The 18,422-nt window shown below is 73.6% G+C and carries 12 protein-coding genes; 6 read left to right on the forward strand and 6 right to left on the reverse strand.

Features of this window, described 5'->3' with window-relative positions:
- Positions 1 to 43 precede the first annotated feature (43 nt).
- The 5 genes from ACSNN9_RS22895 to ACSNN9_RS22915 all read right to left on the reverse strand — a co-directional run bounded on the left by ACSNN9_RS22895 (position 44) and on the right by ACSNN9_RS22915 (position 6,333).
- Positions 44 to 1,648 carry an MFS transporter gene (locus ACSNN9_RS22895; RefSeq protein WP_436675309.1) on the reverse strand — a complete coding sequence of 535 codons (1,605 nt, stop codon included), beginning with the start codon at positions 1,646 to 1,648 and terminating at the stop codon, positions 44 to 46.
- A 100-nt stretch (positions 1,649 to 1,748) separates the two neighbouring features.
- Positions 1,749 to 3,209 (reverse strand): NDP-hexose 2,3-dehydratase family protein, encoded by a 1,461-nt coding sequence (locus tag ACSNN9_RS22900; RefSeq protein WP_436675310.1) that lies wholly within the window; start codon positions 3,207 to 3,209, stop codon positions 1,749 to 1,751.
- Entirely contained in the window at positions 3,206 to 3,967 is a 762-nt protein-coding gene (locus ACSNN9_RS22905) for a class I SAM-dependent methyltransferase (RefSeq protein ID WP_436675311.1), read from the reverse strand. The genes ACSNN9_RS22900 and ACSNN9_RS22905 overlap by 4 nt, the downstream gene beginning before the upstream one ends.
- A complete protein-coding gene (locus ACSNN9_RS22910) occupies positions 3,964 to 5,022 on the reverse strand; it encodes a glucose-1-phosphate thymidylyltransferase (protein WP_436675312.1) in 1,059 nt (352 codons plus the stop codon). The genes ACSNN9_RS22905 and ACSNN9_RS22910 overlap by 4 nt, the downstream gene beginning before the upstream one ends.
- 159 nt (positions 5,023 to 5,181) lie before the next feature.
- Positions 5,182 to 6,333: a DegT/DnrJ/EryC1/StrS family aminotransferase gene (locus ACSNN9_RS22915; protein ID WP_436675313.1), complete on the reverse strand. Its 1,152-nt coding sequence runs from the start codon at positions 6,331 to 6,333 to the stop codon at positions 5,182 to 5,184.
- Positions 6,334 to 6,706: 373 nt separating this feature from the next.
- Here ACSNN9_RS22915 and ACSNN9_RS22920 point away from each other — a divergent pair, with 373 nt between their 5' ends.
- Positions 6,707 to 7,924, forward strand: coding sequence for a methyltransferase domain-containing protein (locus tag ACSNN9_RS22920; RefSeq protein WP_436675320.1), 1,218 nt, complete (start codon positions 6,707 to 6,709; stop codon positions 7,922 to 7,924).
- Positions 7,925 to 8,098: 174 nt separating this feature from the next.
- Positions 8,099 to 10,906, forward strand: coding sequence for an AAA family ATPase (locus ACSNN9_RS22925; protein ID WP_436675314.1), 2,808 nt, complete (start codon positions 8,099 to 8,101; stop codon positions 10,904 to 10,906).
- On the opposite strand, the gene ACSNN9_RS22930 is transcribed toward ACSNN9_RS22925, so the two are convergent.
- The gene (locus ACSNN9_RS22930; protein WP_436675315.1) at positions 10,873 to 11,490 is read right to left on the reverse strand and encodes a dTDP-4-dehydrorhamnose 3,5-epimerase family protein; all 618 of its coding nucleotides are present in this window, start codon (positions 11,488 to 11,490) and stop codon (positions 10,873 to 10,875) included. The two genes, ACSNN9_RS22925 and ACSNN9_RS22930, sit on opposite strands and share 34 nt — an antisense overlap.
- Before the next feature lie 278 nt (positions 11,491 to 11,768).
- On the opposite strand from ACSNN9_RS22930, the gene ACSNN9_RS22935 reads away from it, so the two are divergent.
- From ACSNN9_RS22935 to ACSNN9_RS22950, 4 genes are all read left to right on the forward strand, one after another.
- On the forward strand, positions 11,769 to 12,731 hold the full coding sequence (locus ACSNN9_RS22935) for a thiamine pyrophosphate-dependent dehydrogenase E1 component subunit alpha (protein WP_436675316.1): 963 nt from the start codon (positions 11,769 to 11,771) through the stop codon (positions 12,729 to 12,731).
- A gap of 14 nt (positions 12,732 to 12,745) precedes the next feature.
- Positions 12,746 to 13,780 (forward strand): alpha-ketoacid dehydrogenase subunit beta, encoded by a 1,035-nt coding sequence (locus ACSNN9_RS22940; protein ID WP_436675317.1) that lies wholly within the window; start codon positions 12,746 to 12,748, stop codon positions 13,778 to 13,780.
- Positions 13,781 to 13,843: 63 nt separating this feature from the next.
- Positions 13,844 to 14,935, forward strand: a complete 1,092-nt coding sequence (locus tag ACSNN9_RS22945) for a Gfo/Idh/MocA family protein (protein WP_436675318.1) — start codon at positions 13,844 to 13,846, stop codon at positions 14,933 to 14,935.
- Positions 14,936 to 15,107: 172 nt separating this feature from the next.
- Entirely contained in the window at positions 15,108 to 18,335 is a 3,228-nt protein-coding gene (locus ACSNN9_RS22950; protein WP_436675319.1) for a ThuA domain-containing protein, read from the forward strand.
- The last annotated feature ends 87 nt before the right edge of the window (positions 18,336 to 18,422 follow it).

The raw sequence follows: 18,422 nt of genomic DNA on the forward strand, positions 1-18,422 counted from the left end.
CCCCCCCCCCCCCCCCCCCCCCCCCCCCCCCGGCCCGTCCGACCTACCGCCGGCCGGCGGGGTCGGCTGCGACCCCGGCGGTGCGGCCCTCCTCCGTGGCGGGCGCGGTGGGCTCCCCGACCGGGCGCACCCGGCGGAGCACGAGCACCGCCACCGCCGCCAGGAGCAGCCCCATGGCCACGCTCGCCGCGCCGGCGGCGTTCAGCCCGCTCGTGAAGGCCATCCGTGCGACGCCGACCACCGCCCCGGCGAGCTGCTCGGGCAGCTGCGCGGCGACGGTCAGGGCGCCGGGCAGCGAGTCGTGCACCGCGGCGGCGGCCTCGGCCGGCAGGCCGGCCGGCACCTCGTCCGCGATCCGCTCCCGGTACACGGCGGTGCCGACGCTGCCGAGGACCGCCACCCCCAACGCCATGCCGAGCTGGCTGCTCGTCTCCGACAGCGACGCCGCCGAGCCGGCCTTCTCGGGCGGGACGGAGCCGACGACCAGACCGGTGCCGAGCGCCGCGATCGGCCCGAAGCCGAAGCCGACGAAGATGAACCCGGCCACCAGGACCCCCAGCTCGCCGGTGCCGGGCACCTGGGTGAGCAGCAGGCCGCCGACCGCCATGCTGACACCGGCGGCCCCGACCACGTACGCGGGCCGGATCCGCTGCGCCAGCGCCGGGGCGAGCATGGCGCCGACGATGGTCAGCGTCGTGGACGGCACCAGTGCCAGCCCGGCGCGCAGCGGGGACAGCCCGCCGACCATCTGGAGGTACTGGTTGACGAAGAGTCCCACCCCGCCCATCACCGCGGGACCGAGCAGCAGCACCGCCAGCGCGCCGCTGAACGCCCGGTTGCGGAACAGGCCCAGCTCGATCAGCGGATGGCGCGAGGTGCGCTGGCGCAGGACGAAGACCACCCCGAAGGCCACGCCGACGCCCAGGGCGAGCACGGGCACCGGTCGTACCCCGTGCCGGGGCAGCTCGGTGATGCCGTAGACGACCGGGAGGATGGTGGCCAGCGACAGGACGACGCTGACCAGGTCGATCCGCGCGGTCGAGTCCGTGGAGCGGTACTCGGGCAGCAGGATCGGACCGACCACCAGCAGCAGGAGCATGACCGGCACGCCCATCAGGAACACCGAGCCCCACCAGAAGAACTCCAGCATCGCCCCGCCGATCAGCGGCCCGAGGGCGGTGCCGGCCATGAAGCAGCTCATCCAGACGGCGACGGCGAACCCGCGCTGCCGCGCGTCCCGGAACATCGTGCTGATCAACGCCAGGACGGAGGGCATCAGGGTGGCCGCCGCGATCCCCATCCCGATCCGGGCGGCGATCAGCATCCCGGGGGAGGACGCGTAGGCGGCGAGCACGGACGCGCCGCCGAACGCGGCCGCGCCGAACAGCAGCAGCCGGCGCCGTCCGAGCCGGTCGCCCAGGTTGCCCATGATGATCAGGAAGCCGGCGGTCATGAACCCGGAGATGTCGGTGATCCAGAGCTGGTCCGTGCCGGCGGCGCCGAGGTCGGCGCTCAACTGTGGCAACGCCAGGAACAACACACCCAGGTCGAGTGAGAGCAGCAGGGTCGGCAGGGCGAGCACGGCGAGGCCGGCCCATTCCCGCCGGCCGGCGCGTGGGCCGGATCCGGCGGCGGTGTCAGTGGTCATGGTGGGGCCCCTTCCAGGCGGAACAACGGGATGTCGCATCCATGCGGATGGCGTACTGGCCGCGGACCCACGACCGGCGCCCGTCGCCCGCAAGGGCGGCTCACAGCGCGACCGCTCCGGTGTTGAGGGCCGACAGCAGCGTGCGGGCCTGGACGTTGACGTAGTGGCCGTGCCGGGCCAGCGAGGTCAGCTGGCCGGGCGTGACCCAGCAGAACCCCGGCGGTGTCGGCCCGGGCGCCGGCGCCGGTTCCGCCTCCACGATCAGGTAGCGGTTCTCCGCGTGGAAGAAGCGCCCGCCCTCCTCGGAGTGGACCGCGTCGTAACGGATCGACCGCGGGTCGGGATCGCGGACCAGGTCGAGGAAGGCGGGCCTGTCCGGGCCGGTGAGATGGGCGTGGTACTCGGGGGTGAGCTGCACCGTCGGTCCCAGCTCGACGGTGTCGAGGAAGCCACCCTCGACCCGGGCCTGCGCCAGGAGGTGGGGCACGCCGGCGATGCGTTGGACGAGGAAGGCGGCGATGCCGGGACCGAGCGGTTGGAACAGCGGCTGGCTCCACCCGGACACCTCGCGGTTGCCGGCCTCGACGGCGACCGCCATCACCCGGAAGTACCAGTCGCGCACGTGGTCGATGGACGCCGCACCGCGCGTCCAGTCCTGGACCCGGTCGAGGGGGATCAGCCGCGCGGACACGTCGTGCCGGGCCCGTTCGGCGGTGAACCAGGAGAGCAGCTCGGTGTCCGAGTGCACGGCGCCGGGCTCCGGGTGGGCCACCGGCGCGCAGGCCAGGACGGTGCGGGAGTCCATGTTGACGACGTTGTCCTCGCGCAGCAGTTCGCCGAGCTGGCCGAGCGTCAACCAGCAGAAGTCGTCGTCGACCGGCACGTCCTCGTCGGTCTCCACGATCATGTTCCGGTTGGACTTGTGGAAGAACCAGGAGCCGTGCTCGGACTGGAGGACGTCGGCGAGCACCCGGGCCCGGCCCGGCTGGACGAAGTGGTCCAGGTACTTCACGTCCGCGCCGCGGTGCACCCGGGTGTAGTTGCTGCGCGTGGCCTGCACGGTCGGCGAGAGCTGGAGCAGGTTCGGGTTCCCCGGCTCCATCTTCGCCTGCATCAGGAAGTGCAGCACCCCGTCGAACTCGCGGGCCAGGATGCCCAGGATGCCGACCTCCGGCTGGACGATGATCGGCTGCTGCCACTGCCGGAACGGTCCTTCGCTGACCGTGACGTGCAGCCCCTCGACGGAGAAGAACCGGCCGCTGCGGTGTGTCAGGTTGCCGGTGTCGGGGTCGAAGGACCAGCCGTCGAGCCGGGCGAACGGGATCCGCTCCACCCGGAAGTGGTGGGCCCGCCGCCGCGACTCCAGCCAGCCCGGGAACTCGGCGGTGGCCATCCCCGCGCCGGCCGACCGGGCCTGGGCGGAACGGGCGAACCGGCCGGGCAGGGCGGGGTCCTCCCGGCGCCGCAGCGGCGTGCCGTCGCCCCGCCGCTTCGATCGCCGGTCCACGCGGCCGCCGGGGGAGTCGTTCGGGCCGGCGGCCGCCGACCGCAGCCGCGTCATGCGCGCTCCCGCGACCGCTGGGCCACGAACAGGCCCCGTCCCGCCTGCACGTCACCGACGTACTCCACGGTGCAGCCGGCGTCCGCGAAGGCGCGCTCGTACTGCTCCCGCTCCCACAGCCCGAACACGTGGGTCTCGACGAACGACCGGATGCCCCGCGCGTCGGCGACCACCCAGTGGCTCTCGATGACGGTGGCGCCGTCGCGTTCGCGGCTGTGCGACACCCGGGAGACGGTGCGTTCCGGGCTCCGGATGAGGTCACCGGCGACGTGTCCGTCCAGGTAGTTCTCGGGGAAGTACCACGGCTCGACCACCAGCACGCCGCCGGGCGCGAGGTGGGCCACCATCCGGCCGAGCGCGGCCCGTACCGCCGTCAGCGACGGCAGGTAGGCGACCGCCGCGGAGAGGGAGAGCACCACGTCGTAGCGGCGACCGAGGTCGAACCGGCACATGTCGGCGAGGTGGACCTCGACCCCCGGGAGCTTGCGCCGGGCGACCGCGACCATGGGCTCCGACAGGTCGATGCCCGCCACGTGACCGAACATCCCGCTCAGGGCCTTGAGATGCTCACCGGTGCCGCACCCGACATCGAGCAGCGAGCCCGCCTCCGGGTGCCGCTCCCGGGCGATCTCCGACACCAGCGCGGCCTCCTTGTCGAAGTCCTGGCCCCGGCGCCGGTAGGTGAAGTCGTAGACCTCGGCGATGTCGGGGCCGAACATCGTCCCCGTCGTCCCGCGCTGCCCGGGAACGCCGGTCATGCGGCCAGCTCGATCCAGGCGTCGTCGCCGACCACCAGGCGGTGTTCGGCACCGCTCGGGCGGATGGTCGCGGAGCGGCCGATGAGCGAGCCGTGCAGCCCCGGCACGTCCGAGATCGAGGCGCCCGCCAACACGATCGAGTCGGCGAGGTGGGTGGCACGCACCTGGCAGTCGTCGCCGATGGCGGTGTTCGGCCCGATGTGGCTGTCCGCGACCAGGGTGTTCGCACCGATGATCGCGGGGCCCTCGATGACGGACCGCAGCACCCGGGCGCCGGGCCCCAGCACGACCGGACCGACCAGCTCGCTGGCCTCGTCGACGTCGCCGTGGATCGCGGTGGTGAGGCCGGCGAGCTGGTAGCGGTTGCACTCCAGCACGTCCTCGGGCCGCCCGGCGTCCTTCCAGAAGCCGTCGTACTCGGTGGCCCTGACCTCGGCGCCGTTGGCGAGCAGCCACTGGATCGCGTCGGTGATCTCCAGTTCGCCGCGGGCGCTGGGCTCGATCCTGGCGATCGCCTCGTGGATCGCCGAGGTGAAGAAGTAGACGCCCACCAGGGCGAGATCGCTGCGCGGGTGCTCCGGCTTCTCCACGAGCCGGCGCACGTTGCCGTTCTCGTCCAGCTCGGCGAGGCCGAACTGGCGCGGGTCGGTCACCTTGTGCAGCACGACCTGCGCGGCGGGACGCCGGGCGGCGAACTCCTGCGCCACCGGGACGATGCCGTCCGGCAGGAAGTTGTCGCCCAGGTACATGACGAAGTCGTCGTCGCCGAGGAAGGACCGGGACACCACGACGCAGTGCCCGAGCCCGAGCGGCTCGTCCTGCGGGATGTAGGTGACCCGTACGCCGAGCCGGGATCCGTCCCCGATCACCTTGCGGATCGTCGGGGCCCGGTCACCGACCACGATGCCGATGTCGGTCACCCCGATGTCGCGGATGCTCTCCAGCACGTGTTCCAGGACGGGCTGGTTGGCGATCGGGATGAGCTGCTTGGGCAACGAGTGGCTGAACGGGCGGAGACGGCTACCCGTACCGCCCGACAACACCAGGGCCTTCATGACAGTGCTCTCCTCACAGCCGGATGACAGGTGCCGCTGCTCGTCTGGTGCGCGCGGCGGGTGTCGGATACGGCCCGCGTCGGCGCTCGATGCGCCTCGGTGGCGTGCGCGTCACGGGCCCGGGGCGGGCGGCGACCGGTTCGGCGCCGCCCGTTCCGGTCAGCTCTGCGCCGACGCCCGACGGTGCTCGACCGCCTTGCACAGTTCGTCGGCCACGGTCCGGACGTCGGCGTCGTCGAGCCCCTGGTGGATGGGGAGCAGCAGGGTGTTGGCGGCGGCCTCGGCGGTACCGGGAAGGTCGGCGTCCGCCCGGAAGATCGGGACGGTGTGCAGCGGCTCGTAACGGAAGGTGGTGTAGATGCCGCGGTCGAGCAGGTCCTCGGCCACGTCGTCCCGGATCGCCGGGTCGAGCTGCACCCAGTAGAAGTAGTACGAGCTGGTGTGGCCGGCGGGCGGCGGCGGGGGCCGCCGGATCCCGGCCACGTCGCGCAACAGCCGGTTGTAGGTCTCGGTGATCTCCCGGCGGCGCTCGATGAACGTCGGCATCCGTCGCAGCTGGACGCTGCCGATCGCCGCGGTCAGGTCGTTGCCGATCACCCGGCGCCCGACGTCGTGGATGGCCAGTTCCCACCAGCGTCGGGGGACCGCGGACGCGGTGGTGAACGTGCTGCGGTCGTCCACCCCGTGGTAGGCGAGCCGCTGCGCCCGGCGACCGAGCTCGGGATCCCGGACGTAGAGCATCCCGCCGTCACCGGTGGTGATCACCTTGCGGGAGTCGAAGCTCCACATCGCGATGTCACCGAACGTGCCGCAGTGGCGGCCGTCGACGGCCGAGGCGACGGAGACCGAGGCGTCCTCGATCAGGGTGATGCCCCGGTCCCGGCAGAAGGCGGCGATGGCGACGATGTCGCCCGGGTGACCGCCGTAGTGCAGCACGATCACGGCCCTGGTCCGGGGGGTGACGGCGCGGGCGATGTCGGCGACCGTCGGGTTCAGGGTGTGCGGGTCCACGTCGCAGAAGACCGGCCGGGCGCCGGTGGCGGCGACCGCGTTGGCGTCGGCGACGAAACTGACCGAGGGCAGGACCACGTCGTCGCCGGGACCCAGGTCCAGCAGCTCGGTGGAGAGGAACAGCCCCGAGGTGGCGGAGTTGATGAAGATGAGCCGTTCCGGCGCCACCCCCAGGTGCTCGGCGAACTCCCGCTCGAACGCCCTGGTACGCGGCCCGTACCCCACCCAGTTGCTGCTGAACACCTCACGTACGGCTTCGAGTTCCTCAGCACCGAGACTGGGCTGGGATATGTTGATCATTCTCGTCCTCCGACAGGTGGGGAGGTTCCCGGGTCCGCCGCCCGGCTGCCTGCCGTGGCCGGCGGCCGCCTCGCGGAGCGGAGGTGGACGAAGCCGCTGCCCGACAGGTCGGCCGCGCATTCCACACCCGGTCGCACCAGACCGTGCAATCGTCGTCCGCCGGTCCTGGCGACGGCATCTCCTGTATTGCGCTGGGAGCCCGCACATACGGAGATGACAGCGGAAGATCTTTCGATGCAGGCTGTCGCAGGAAGCGCGAATCCCGTGATTCCCGGCGCGCGTCGGCCGGGGTCGGGGATCCGACGTCCACCCGGCGCGCCACATATTTACCGAGGGGTTGGCCCACGTGCTTGGCGATCAGGTTCCGTCGACGATCCTCCGCTGTCGCGTCTGCGGCGGCGCCGTCAGAGAATGTCTGGACTTCGGGCGGCAGCCCGTCTCCAGCGCGTTCGTGGATCCCGCCCACACCGGCGCGGAACTCTTCTTCCGGCTGGCCGTCGGCTTCTGCACGTCCTGCACGATGGTGCAGCAGCTCGAAGAGGTGCCCCGCGACGAGATGTTCCGGTTCGACTACCCCTACCGGTCGTCCGGGTCGACGGTGATGCGCAAGCACTTCCAGCAGACCGCCCGGCAGCTGCTGGACACCGAACTCACCGGGCCCGACCCGTTCGCCGTCGAGATCGGCAGCAACGACGGCATCCTGTTGCAGGACATCGCCGAGGCCGGGGTGCGCCACCTGGGCGTGGACCCGTCCGGCGAGGCCGCCGAGGTGGCCCGGGCGAAGGGCATCCGGGTGCGGGTCGAGTTCTTCGAGGAGTCGACCGCCCGGGCCATCCGGGCCGAGCACGGGCCGGCGGACGTCATCTTCTCCGCGAACACCATCAGCCACATCGCCTACATCGACTCCATCTTCCGCGGGGTCGACGCGCTGCTCGCCCCGAACGGTGTGTTCGTCTTCGAGGACCGCTACCTCGGCGACATCATCGAGCACACCTACTTCGACCAGATCTACGACGAGCACTTCTACCTCTTCTCCATCCATTCGGTGCAGGCGATGGCCGCGCAGTTCGGGTTCGCCCTCGTCGGCGCGGAACGGCTGCCCGTGCACGGCGGCGCCGTGCGCTACACCGTCGCCCGGGCGGGCGCCCGCCGACCGGCCCCCGAGGTGGCCGAACTGCTCGCCCGGGAACGGGAGCTGGGGCTCGGGCTGCCGGAGACCTACGAGCGCTTCGCGGCGAACATCAGGCGCACCCGCGAGGACCTGCTGGCGCTGCTGCGGCGGCTGCGGGCCGAGGGACACCGCATCGTCGGCTACGGCGCCACCCAGAAGAGCGCGACCGTGGCGAACTACTGCGGCATCGGCCCGGACCTGGTGTCGGCCGTCTACGACTCGACCCGGGAGAAACAGGGCCGGCTCACCCCCGGCGTGCACATCCCGGTGCTGCCGCCCGAGGAGTTCGGCGCTCCCTACCCCGCCTACGCCCTGCTGTTCGCGTGGAACCACGCCGAGGAGATCATGGCGAAGGAACGGCAGTTCCGGGAGAGCGGTGGACGGTGGATCCTGTACGTCCCCGACGTCCACATCGTCTGACGAGCCCGGTCCAGCACGAGCCGGGCGGCCGCCCGGAACCACACGTCGACCGTCCCGCGCGCCCCCGGCCCGCCCGGCGTGGCCGCCGCCGGCAGCGGGCCGGCGCCGCCGGTCCCGGGGTCGCGCCGCCGGGCCGACCACGGACGCGTCGGCGTCCGGAGGGAGGCGACAGCGGTGAACCTGGTCGAGCGGGACCACGAGCTGGCGTACCTACGGAGCCTGCTCGCCGACGGCGAGCGGCGCGACGGCGGCGCCGTGCTGGTGAGCGGGCCCCCGGGCAGCGGGAAGAGCGCGCTGCTGCACGCCTTCGGCAGGCAGGCGGCGGCCACCGGCGCGCTGGTGCTCGCCGCCACGGGCGCGCGAGCCGAACGCGCCATCCCACTCGGCGTGCTCCGCCAGCTCCTGGCGTCCGCCCCGTTGTCCCGGGCCGCCCGGGCCCGGGTGACCGCGCTGGAGGAACGGCTCGGGCCGCGATCCGGCCCGGGCGGGCGGGGCCGGCTCGACGCGGCCACCCTACGCTGGCTCAGCGAGCTGCTGCTGCGCCTCGCGGCGGACCGGCCCGTGGTGGTCGTGGTCGACGACGCGGACCACGCGGATTACCCGTCAACGCAGTGCCTGCTCTTCCTGGCCCGTCGGCTGAGCTTGGCCCGGATCGTGCTCGTGTTCGCCGAACGGTCAACCGCGCCGGAGAACCGGTGGTTCGGCGCCGAACTGCTCCGCCAGCCCCACTGCGTCCCGCTCCACCTGGCGCCGCTGTCCGTGCCGGCCGTGCGGGAGCTGCTGGCCGGGGTGCCCGGCCCCGTCGCCGCGGCGTACCACCGGATCACCGGCGGGAGCCCCGCGCTGGTCGCCGCGGTCGGCGCGGACCTCCGGGCCGCCGGCGTCGCGGCCCCGACCGCCGGATCCGTCCCGGTGGTCGGCCCGGCGTTCGGCCAGGCCGTCGTCACCTGCCTCTACCAGGCCGGACCCGGCCTGCTGGCGGTGGCCAGGGCGCTCGCCGTGCTGCACGCGGCGGCCACGCCGGCGCTGCTGGCCCGGCTCACCGACGCCGGGGTCGGCACCACCGAACACGCCATCCGCCAACTGACCGCCATCGGCCTGCTCGACCGCGGCGGCTTCCGGCACCCGGCCGCCCGGGAGGCCGTGCTGGACGACATGGACGACGAGACCCGCGCGCGGTGGCACGCCCGTGCCGCCGAGCTGCTGCACCGCGACGGCGCGGCACCGGCCGCCGTCGCCCGGCACCTCGTCGCCTCCCGCCGCGCCGGCCGCCCGTGGCAGCGCCGGGTGCTGCGCCGGGCCGCCGAGCGGGCCCTGCACGACGGGCGGCTCGACGACGCCGTGGAGCAGCTCCGGCTGGCCCGGGAGGGCACCCCGGCCGGACCGCGGCACACCGCGCTGACCGCCCTGCTGACGTGCGCGGAGTGGGCGGTCGACCCGGCCGTGGCGGGCCGCTACCTGCCCGAGCTGGTGCGGGCGCTGCACGCCGGCGAGCTGGAGCCCGGTGCCGGGATCGAGCTGACCCGCCGGCTGGTGTGGCGCGGACAGCTCGAGGAGGCGGGCCGGGTGACCCGGCGGATGTCGGACGGCGTCGTCGCCGGCTCGGCGACGGCCGCCGACCTGGCGGCGTTGCGCGACTGGCTGTCGGTCACCGCACCGGCCGCCGTCGACGGGCTGCCGCGGTGGCCGGCGGTCCCGGCCGCGTCCGCGCCGGGGCCGGCCGGCACCGGCCCGCAGCCACGGGCCGCCCAGGTGCTCGCCGCGGTGCTGCGCGGCGACGCCGGTGAGGCCGCCGTGGACGCCGCCGAACGCGTCCTGCACGGCGTCCGGCTCGACGCGACCACGCTCGATCCGATCGCCGACGCGCTGTCGGCCCTGCTGTACGCCGAGCACACCGACCGGGCCGCCCGCTGGTGCGACCGGTTCCTCGAACAGGCGACCGAGCAGGTCTTCTCGACCGGTGCGGCGCTGCTCATGGCCATCCGTGCCGAGATCGCCGTCGCCGCCGACGACCTGCCCGCCGCCGAGTTCTACGCCCGTACCGCCCTGGCCTGCCTGGACGAGGACGGCTGGGGTTGCGCGATCGCCATGCCGAGGGCCGCGCTGCTGCTGGCCCTGACCGGGACGGGCCGCCACGACAGTGCCGGCGAGCAGTTGGAACGGCCCCTGCCCGCCGGGGCCGAACGGACCCGCGCCGGGGTGCGTCACCGGTACGCGCGAGGCCGCTACTGGCTCGCCGTCGGCCAGCCCCGGGCGGCCCTGGCCGACTTCCTCGCCTGTGGCCGGCTGATGGCGCAGTGGGGCGTGGACGTGCCGGCGCTCGCCGCCTGGCGGCTCGGTGCGGCCGAGGCGAACCTCCGGTTGGGCCACCCCGAGCGGGCCCGGCGGCTCGCGGCCGAGCAGCTCGACCGGTGCCCCGATCGCAGCGGCCGCAGCTATGCCGAGGCGCTGCGGGTCGCCGCCGCCGCCAGCGCGCCGCCCGACCGGATCGCGCTGCTGCGGGAGGCGACGCGGGTGTTCCAGGGCGCCGGCCACCGCGCCGAGCTGGCCCGCTCGCTGACCGAGCTGAGCCAGGCGTACCGGGCGCACGGCGACCAGGACGAGGCGCGCTCCGCCGCCCGCCGGGCAGCCCGCGCGGCACGCTGGACGGCCGAGCCCGGTGCGGCGAAGCGGCCCGGGCCGGCGGGCCCGGCCGGCGGTGCCGTGGCCGGTGCCGACGAGCTGAGCGAGGCGGAACGCCGGGTCGGCGCGCTGGCCGTGCTGGGCCACACCAACCGGGAGATCGCCGGCCGGCTGCACATCACCGTGAGCACCGTCGAGCAGCATCTGACCCAGGCGTACCGCAAGCTCGGGATCAGCCGGCGGACCCAGCTGCCGGCCAGCCTCGGCTACGACCTCGCCCCCGCCGGGCGCGACGGGGCGGCCGTCCCGCCGGCTCCGGTGCCGGTTCACCGCGGCTCCGGCACGCCGACCGTCCGGTAGACCTCCAGGCAGTCCTCGTACCGCGGCAGCAGGCCCTGCTCCCTGACCTCCCGCAGCGTCGGCGCCGTGCTGTCGCGGACGGACAGGATCGGCTCGGCGCCGCCCAGCATCGACCGCCAGTCGATCTTGAGCTCCGGGTCCATCGGGTGGATCCCGTACTCGTTGGTCGGGTCGAAGTTCGCCGAGCACAGGTAGAACGCGGTGGTCTGCTCCACCAGCGACGCGATTCCGTGCCCCACCCCCTCGGGCAGGTACACGACGCGGAAGCTCTCCGAGTCCAGCCGTACGGAGTCGAAGCGGCCGAACGTCGGCGAGCCGACCCGGGTGTCCACGATGACGTCGTTCATGGCGCCGAAGACGCAGCAGACGAACTTGGCCTGGCCGACCAGCCGGGTGAAGTGGACGCCGCGCACCACGTTGCGGTGGTTGACCGTGCAGTTCACCTGGCTCACCGGCAGGTCGCGCCCCAGCGCGTCCCGCCACCACTGCGCGCGCAGCAGCTCCGAGAAGACGCCCCGGTTGTCCGGCAGGACACTCGGTTCGAACTCGAAGGCACCCGCCACCGCGAGTTCACGCACCTTCATTGGGATCCTCCCGGGCAGTTCCGCCGGCAGCGGGAGGGACACCGAAAAAGGCTGTCGCTCCGGCGGCGGGTACGGATGCGGCGTCGGACGCCGAGCTTCCGAAGTGTTGTCGGAACCATCATGTCAAGCGCGACGGCATTGACCGACCCCTGTCTCATAACCAGGGGTCGGTAAGGGTTAATTCTGAACAGTCGCATTCATAGGATTCGTTGCGAGGAAGCAATGGCGTCATGCGAGCGGATCCGTCTGCCCGGCAGAATCGAGGTCAGCCAGTGATAGTGGACACGAAGCAACTGTTGCGCGACATGATACGTATCCGCCGCGTCGAGGAGACGCTCGCCGACGTGTACCGCGACGAGCAGGAGATGCGTACGCCGGTGCACTTCTCGATCGGCCAGGAGGCGGCCGCGGTCGGTGTGTGCGCCGCGCTGCGCCGCGAGGACCTCGCCTACAGCAGCCACCGCTGCCACGCGCAGTACCTCGCCAAGGGCGGGGACCTGTTCGCCATGGTGGCCGAGCTGTACGGCAAGGAGGACGGCTGCACCCACGGCCGCGGTGGCTCCGTACACCTCATCGACCCCGCCGCCGGCTTCGGCGCCTCCTCGGCGATCCTCGGCGAGATGCTGTCGGTGGCGACCGGCGCCGCGTGGGCCGCCGCGCTGCGCGGCACCGGCGAGGTGGTCGCGACCTTCTTCGGTGACGGCGCGGCCGAGGAGGGCGTCTTCCACGAGTCGCTGAACTTCGCCATGGTGCGCCAGGTCCCGGTCGTCTTCGTCTGCGAGAACAACGGCTACTCGCTGTCGTCCCCGCTGGACCTGCGGCAGCCGGCCGGCACGACCATCACCGGCTGGGCCCGGGGCTACGGGATGCCGGCCCGCCGGGTCGACGGCAACGACGTGGTGGCCGTGCACCAGGCCGCCGAGCAGGCGGTGGCCTGGTGCCGTGCCGGCAACGGCCCCTACTTCCTGGAGCTGGAGACCTACCGCTGGCGGGAGCACGTCGGCCCGAACTGGGACTACGACGTGGACCACCGGACCCGGGCGGAGGTGGAGTCGTGGCTGGCCCGCTGCCCGATCCGCCGCGCCACCGAGCTGCTCAGGCAGCGGCACCCGGACATCGACCAGCAGGTGGCCCACTGGGAGAAGGAGTCCGACGACGAGGTGCAGCAGGCGATCACCAAGGCCAAGCTGAGCCCCTTCCCCCGGGTCGAGACCCTGCTTGACGGCGCGTACGGACGTTGAAGGGAACCTGCCAGATGCGCAAGCTGACCTACAGTCGCGCGATCGACGAGGCGACGATGCAGTGCATGGAAGCCGATTCCCGGATCTTCGTGGCCGGGCAGAGCATCGGTGACCGCAAGGGGATCTACGGTTCGACCGTCGCCACCACCCGTCGCTTCGGGCCGGCCCGGGTGATGGACGTGCCGAACTGCGAGGCGGCGTTCGCGGGGATCGCGGTCGGCGCCGCCTCCCGGGGCATGCGCCCGCTGGTGATCTACACCCGCGACGACTTCATGTTCCTGGCGATGGACGGGATCTTCAACCTGGCGGCGAAGTGGCGCTACATGTACGGCAACCAGGGCGGCGCCCCGGTGGTGCTGCGCGGCATCGTCGGCCACGGCTGGGGTCAGGGCGCCACCCACTCGCAGAGCCTGCACTCGGTGTTCGGCCACTTCGCCGGTCTGCGGGTGGCCGCGCCCGCGTCGCCGGCCGACGCCAAGGGGTTGCTGATCAGCGCCCTGCAGGGGGACGATCCGGTGGTGCTGTTGGAGAACCGCGGCCTCTACGAGGTCGAGGACGAGGTTCCCGAGGAGCCGGTGCCGGTGCCCTTCGGCAAGGGCCGGATCGTGCGGGCCGGCAACGACGTCACGATCGTGGCGACCTCGCTGATGGTCCGCGAGTCCGCGCGCGCCGCCGAGGCGCTGGCCGCGCGCGGCGTCAGCGCCGAGGTGGTGGACGTGCGCAGCATCCGGCCGCTGGACGAGGAGATCATCTGCACGTCGGTCGCGAAGACCGGGCGCCTCGTGGTGGCGGACACCAGTTGGGCCCGGTACGGATTCAGCGCCGAGGTGGCGGCGGTGGTGGCCGAGCACGCGTTCGACTCGCTGCGCGCTCCGGTCCGGCGGGTCACCCTGCCGGACAGCCCGGCTCCCGTGTCGTGGCCGCTGGAGGAAGCGTTCAACCCCGACGCCGACGCGGTGGCGAAGGCGTGCCTGGAGGTGCTGGGGCTGGAGCGGGAGATCGCGGTCGCGGTGGACGAGCTGGCCCGCGACTTCGTCGGCCCGTACTGACCGGGGTCGGGCCAGGGCGGCCCGTCGAGCCAAGGGCGACCTGTCGAGTTGGGGGAGGCGGAAGTGACGCTGCGTGGTGGGACGCGACGGCGGTTGCGGGTGGGTCTGATCGGCACCGGCGTCGGCGTCCGGACCTATCTGCCCGGCTTCGCGGCGACGGGGCGCGGCGACGTGGTGGCGCTCTGCGGGAGCAGCCCGCGGCGGTCCCGGGAGGTCGCCGCCGCGACGGGCGTGCCGACGGCGTACGGCAGCTACCAGGAGCTGTGCGCCGACCCGACCCTGGACGTGATCTGCGTGGCCTCGCCCAACGAGTACCACTACGAGCACTACGTCGCCGCCGCCGCGTCCGGCCGGCACGTGATCGTGGAGAAACCGGCCGCGAACTGCGCCGAGGAGCTGACGAAGTTCCTGGAGGTCCCGACCGCGCCCGAGCAGATCGTGCTCGTCGACCACCAGCTCCGCTTCAACCCGTACCTGCGCGTACTGCGGGACGTCGTCGCCTCCGGTGAGATCGGCCGCCCCTACCACCTGCGGATCCACCAGCAGGGGGTGGGCCTGCTCGCCCCCGAGGTGCCCTACTCGTGGCGGTTCGACGAGCTGCGGGGCGGCGGGGTGCGCCTCGCCATGGGGTCCCACCTGGTCGACCTGGTGGAGTTCCTGCTGGCCGGGGCGCGGGTGGACACCGTCTTCGGCACCCTGGAACCGGTGGTGCCGGTGCGCTACGACGCGGCCGGCCGCGAGCACCGGGTGACGGCCGACTCGGCGTTCACGGCGGTGCTGCGGCTCGGCGACACCACGGCGGTGCTCTCCGCGAGCGCCGCCGCGGCCACCGAGAACCTGCTCGACGTGGACGTGCTCGGCACGGCCGGCGAGGCGCACTTCAGCCTCACCGGCAAGCTGCGGGTCTCCACCACGACCGGGAGCCGGGTCGTCGACCGGCCCGCCGGGGTCGACCCCGACGAGGTGCACAACCGGGTGTCGGTCTTCAAGACCTCGTTCGTGCACCTGGCCCGCGCCCTCACCGAGGCCGTGCTCGACGGCCGGCACGAGGCGCTGGCCGTCGGTTCCTTCCTGCGCGACCAGCGCCCCGGCCTCCGTACGCTGGACGCGGTGCTCCGCTCCGCCCGCACGTCGACGGCGGTGCCGCTCGACTAGCCGGCGCGCCTGTCGGGGCGTGCCCACCGGGCCGCCGTTTCGCCCCGATCGCTCGTGTTTGCTCAGCCGACCGGCAGCGCGGGAAGTCGATCGCGCACGTTGGGATAAGACAGGCCGCCGCGTCGTCGCTAAGAACTGAGGGACACATCAGGTCGATCGAGAGGAGACGCGCGTGGAAGGTGGCCGCGGTACCCGACATTCGTCCACCACCCGACGGCGGCGGCTGGCGAGCGGCGCGCTGGCGCTGGTCCTGGCCCTGGCGGGTGTCGGACAGCAGCCCGCGCCGGCCGCCGCGGAGCCGCCCCCCGGCGCGGGAGCGGGCGGACGCACCAACACCATCCTGGTGTTCCACCAGACCGGCCCGTTCCTCCGGCACGCCTCCATCGAGTACGGCATCGCGGCCCTGCGGGAGATGGGGGAGGAGCACGGCTTCACGGTCGAGGAGACCCAGGAGTCGTCGGCGTTCACGGACGCCAACCTGGCCCGGTTCGACGCGGTCGTCTGGCTCAACGCGATCGGCGTCGTACTCGACGACGGGCAGAAGGCGGCCTTCGAGCGTTACGTCACCGGCGGCGGCGGCTACGCCGGCGTGCACGGCCCCGGCGGGATGGAGACCAACTGGCCGTGGTTCTACAACGACCTGATGGGCAGCTTCTACGAGTCGCACCCCGCCCAGCCGGCCCATCCCGAGACGCAGCCGGCGACGGTCCGGGTGGAGGACCGGACGCACCCGTCGACGTCGCACCTGCCGGCGGAGTGGACCTTCGCCGAGGAGTGGTGGAACTTCTACCAGAGCCCTCGGCAGGACGTCCGGGTGCTCGCCTCCCTGGACGAGTCCAGCTACGACCCGGACATCGGGGCGATGGGCGACCACCCGGTCACCTGGTGCCGCACCGTGGCAGGCGGCCGCTCCTGGTACACCAACCTCGGCCACAGCGTCGGCAGCTACGCGGACCCGAACTTCCGCGGCCACCTACTGGGCGGCGTGAGCTACGCGGCGGGCTGGACCCCGGGCGACTGCGACAGCCCCGCCACCGAGAGCGACAGCTCCTTCGCGCAGGTCACCCTGGCCGGCGGCGCGGCACGGACCGGCGAGGCGAGCGCGTTGGCCGTGCTGCCGGACCGGCGGGTGCTGCACGCCTCCCGCACCGGTGAGATCCGGCTGACCACGCCCGGTGGCCGCACGTCGACGGCCGGGCGGCTGCGGGTCTACACGCACCGCGACAGCGGCCTGTACGCCATCGCCGCCGACCCACGCTTCGAGGAGAACCGCTGGGTCTACGTGTACTACTCCCCGCGGCTGCACACCCCGCCCGGGGACGCGCCGGGCACCGCCACCCCGGCGACGCTCGCCCGGTTCCGCGGCCACGACCAGCTGTCCCGCTTCACCCTGCGCCGCGACGGCAGGCTCGACCCGCGCAGCGAGCGGCAGATCCTGCGGGTGCCCACCGACCGGGGGCACTGCTGCCACGTCGGCGGCGACATCGACTTCGACCCGGCCGGCAACCTGCTGCTCTCCACCGCCGACGACACCGATCCGTCCGCGTCGGACGGCTACAGCCCGATCGACGAGCGCCCCGGCCGCAGCCCGGTCCACGACGCGCAGCGCACCTCGGCCAACACCAACGACCTGCGGGGCAAGCTGCTGCGGATCGCGGTGACTGCCGACGGCGGGTACCGGATCCCGGCCGGCAACCTGTTCGCCCCGGGCACGGCGCGCACGCGTCCGGAGATCTACGCCATGGGCCTGCGCAACCCGTACCGGTTCTCGGTCGACCCGCGGACCGGATGGGTCCACCTCGGCGACGGCGCCCCGGCGGCCGGCGCCGCCGATCCGGCCCGAGGGCCGGCCGGGCAGGCCGAGTTCCACCTGCTGAAGGGGCCGGCGAACCTCGGCTGGCCGTACTGCGCCGGCACCAACCAGCCCTACCGTGACCACGACTTCGCCACGGGCCGCCCCGGCGCGCCCTTCGACTGCGCCGCGCCGCGCAACACCAGTCCGCGCAACACCGGCCTGGTCGAGCTGCCGCCGGCCCAACCGGCGTGGATCTCCTACGACGGGCTCTCGGTGCCGGAGTTCACCACCGGTGGTTCGCAGCCGCCGTTCGGCAACGGCGGCAAGGCGCCGATGGGCGGTCCGACCTACCGCTACGACCCCGGCCTGGCCGCCGAGACCAGCTTCCCCCGCGCCTACGACGGCCGCACCTTCGCCTACGAGCGGGACCGCGCCTGGATCAAGGACATCGGGGTCGGCGCGGACGGCGCGCGGGGCGACATCAGGCCGTTCGGCGGCAGCGTGCGGCTCACCCAGCCGGTCGACATGGAGTTCGGGCCGGACGGCGCGCTCTACGTCCTCGACCGGGGTGCCCGCACCGCCGACGCGCGGGGCGCCGGCCTGTACCGCATCGAGTACGCCGCGGGCCGGCAGGCGCCCCGGGCCGCCGTACGCGCGGAGGCGGAGTCCGGGCCGGCCGGCCGGGACGTCGTCTTCCACTCGGCCGGCACGTACGACCCGGACGGCGGCGAGTTGCGTCACTCCTGGGACTTCGACGGCGACGGCCGGGTGGACGCGACCGGACCCGGCCCGGTGCGCTTCGGCTACGCCCGGCCGGGCGGCTACACCGCCACGCTCTCCGTCACCGACGCGACCGGGCGCACCGACCGGGCCCGGGTGGCGGTGACCGTCGGCAACACCCGCCCGGAGGTGGGCCTGACCGCCCCGGTGCACGGCGGCTTCGCCGGCCCCGGCGACCGGATCCCGTTCCAGGTCACGGTGCGCGACCCCGAGGAACGCGCCGTCGACTGCTCCCGGGTGGTCGTCACGTACGCGCAGCGCTCCGGCCGTACGCTGAGCCGGGCCACCGGCTGCACGGGCTTCCTACGCGTCCCCCGGGCCGGGGTCGCGGCGGACGAGCCGGCGGTGCTCACCGCCCGGTACACCGACCGGGGCGCGCCCGGGGCGCCGCCGCTGACCGGCGTCGCCCGGGTGACGCTCCAGCCGAAGACGTGGGAGGCGGAGTCCACCGCGGAGGCGTTCGGGGTCCGGATCGTCCCGCACGCGGCCGCCAGCGGCGGTGCGGCCGTCGCCGACCTCGACCCGATGGACTTCGTCAAGCTCGACCCGACCAACCTGCGCGGCATCACCGGGATCGGGCTGCGGGTGTCGTCGCGCGGCGCCGGCGGCAAGGTCGTGGTCCAAGCCCACGAGGTTGGCGGACCGACGGTGTACGAGGTCGAGATCCCCGACACCGGCGGCCTCGACACCTTCGTCGACCTGCCGGTCGGGCCGGTCACCGACGTCGGCGGCACCGAGCCGCTCTACCTGGTGTTCTCCGGCCCGAGCGGCGGCCTGTTCACGCTCGACAGCGTCCGCTTCCACGGACCGGGCGCCGGCGGCTGACCGGTACGACCGCGCCGGATCTCCTCCAGCCGGTCGGCCAGTTCGCGCGGCCGGCTGAGGGCCACCGGGTGCCCGCCGTCCATCTCG

It is taken from the genome of Micromonospora sp. URMC 107 (assembly GCF_051386315.1).
Lineage (GTDB): Bacteria > Actinomycetota > Actinomycetes > Mycobacteriales > Micromonosporaceae > Micromonospora.

Excerpts from the sequence above, each read along its gene's own strand:
- ACSNN9_RS22915 (WP_436675313.1), bottom strand. The coding sequence starts at position 6,333 with ATGATCAACATATCCCAGCCCAGTCTCGGTGCTGAGGAACTCGAAGCC.
- ACSNN9_RS22910 (WP_436675312.1), bottom strand. The coding sequence starts at position 5,022 with ATGAAGGCCCTGGTGTTGTCGGGCGGTACGGGTAGCCGTCTCCGCCCG.
- ACSNN9_RS22905 (WP_436675311.1), bottom strand. The coding sequence starts at position 3,967 with ATGACCGGCGTTCCCGGGCAGCGCGGGACGACGGGGACGATGTTCGGC.
- ACSNN9_RS22930 (WP_436675315.1), bottom strand. The coding sequence starts at position 11,490 with ATGAAGGTGCGTGAACTCGCGGTGGCGGGTGCCTTCGAGTTCGAACCG.
- ACSNN9_RS22900 (WP_436675310.1), bottom strand. The coding sequence starts at position 3,209 with ATGACGCGGCTGCGGTCGGCGGCCGCCGGCCCGAACGACTCCCCCGGC.
- ACSNN9_RS22895 (WP_436675309.1), bottom strand. The coding sequence starts at position 1,648 with ATGACCACTGACACCGCCGCCGGATCCGGCCCACGCGCCGGCCGGCGG.
- ACSNN9_RS22940 (WP_436675317.1), top strand. The coding sequence starts at position 12,746 with ATGCGCAAGCTGACCTACAGTCGCGCGATCGACGAGGCGACGATGCAG.